This is a genomic window from Streptomyces sp. 2A115 (genome assembly GCF_052245575.1).
GTDB lineage: Bacteria > Actinomycetota > Actinomycetes > Streptomycetales > Streptomycetaceae > Streptomyces.
In genome coordinates, this window is the sequence record NZ_JBQQCG010000213.1 from 1 (window position 1) to 1,549 (window position 1,549).

Below are 1,549 nucleotides of genomic sequence, written 5' to 3' on the forward strand. Positions count from 1 at the left end.
CGGCGCTCCTTCCGGCCCGCCGACGACGGGCAACAACGTTGCCGGATCACAAGGGGAATGACCCTTCAGTGGCGAATCCCACCGGATCGGCAGCTTCCGGACCCGCGAAGAGGCCGTGAAACACATCACTGCCTCCCCGGCGCGTCCAACAACATTGACTGTCAGTTGCCACTGTCCTAACAGAATGTGTGATCTTTGCCCCGGATCGTCGGCTTCCGTGAGGGGGTGGCGAGCGCGAATACGACACCGGCCCACGTCCCGCCGTGATTCCGCATCTGCCGCCGACAACAACTCGTCATGGCGAACCTGTCACAGAACGGGGATGGGCGTGGTCAATGAAGCAGACGCGATGGGAGAAGCCGTGACTTTCAGTGACCACAGCCTTTACGGCGGCCGACCGGCCGGAACTGGAGGGCATGACAGCCGTAACGGCCTCGCCCGGCAGCCGGCGGGCCGGGCAGGCCGTCGTACGGCAGCCGCATGATCGCCCCACTGAGCAGCACCGACCCCCGGAGGAAAGGAGACGGCAAGATCATGCATCCGGAGACGTCGCCCACGGAAAACACCCTGGACCAGGCCGTTTCTGTCTTCGTGGAGCTGCGGCCACGCCTTTTCGGCATCGCGTACCGCGTGCTCGGGAGCGCGGTCGAGGCCGAGGATGTGGTCCAGGAAGTATGGCTGCGCTGGCAGAAGACGGACCGCTCGGCAGTGGTCAGCCCCGTGGCGTTCCTGTCGAGTGCGACCACTCGGCTGGCCATCAATGTGGCCCAGTCCGCCCGTGTGCGGCGTGAGACCTACATCGGCCCGTGGCTGCCCGAGCCCATCGACACGAGCTCCGACCCGGAGGCGGGCGCGCAGCGGGCGGAGGCCCTTGAACTGGCCTTACTCCTCGTGCTGGAGAGGCTGAACCCCACCGAGCGGGCCGCCTACGTGCTTCGAGAGGCGTTCGACTACGACTATGCCGGGATAGCCGAGATTCTTCAGCTCAGCCCTGTCAACGTGCGGAAGATCGTGAGCCGGGCCCGCAAGCACCTGTCGACCGACCAGCGCGAGACCGTGGACACGGCGGAGCACAGACGGCTCCTGGAGGCCTTTGTCTCTGCGGCACAAACGGGAGACATCGCCTCGCTGGAGGCTCTCCTCACCGCGGACGCCGTCAGTCTGTCCGATGGCAACGGTCGGCGTGGCGCCGCTCGCATCCCGGTTTTCGGCCGCGCACGTGTGGCGAACCTGTCGACTGCCAATTCGTGGTTCTGGCCCACAGCGGACGTCCGGCCGGTCCATGCCAACGGGCGGGCCGGCGTGATGATCTACCGGGACGGGCAACCCACGACCTTCATGACCGTAGCGGCCTCCCGAGAGGGCATTCACCAGGTGATGTGGGTGTTCACCCCGAGCAAGATCGCCGCGTTCCTCGAGTCGCGGTCACGCTCCGCGCGGGCACCCGAAACCGAGGGCGAGGCGCGGTCACTGTGCCAAAGCCCTTGATGCCGGTTCTCATCACAGGGAAGTGGCATCCGGGAGGGGGCAGCGGTGTGTGGTGGGGTCC

General features: G+C 66.4%; 1 protein-coding gene. It reads left to right on the forward strand.

Annotation, left to right across the window (positions count from 1 at the left end; translation table 11 throughout):
• The first annotated feature begins 534 nt into the window (after nt 1-534).
• A complete protein-coding gene (locus tag ACTWQR_RS55635) occupies nt 535-1,488 on the forward strand; it encodes an RNA polymerase sigma-70 factor (RefSeq protein WP_443234998.1) in 954 nt (317 codons plus the stop codon).
• The last annotated feature ends 61 nt before the right edge of the window (nt 1,489-1,549 follow it).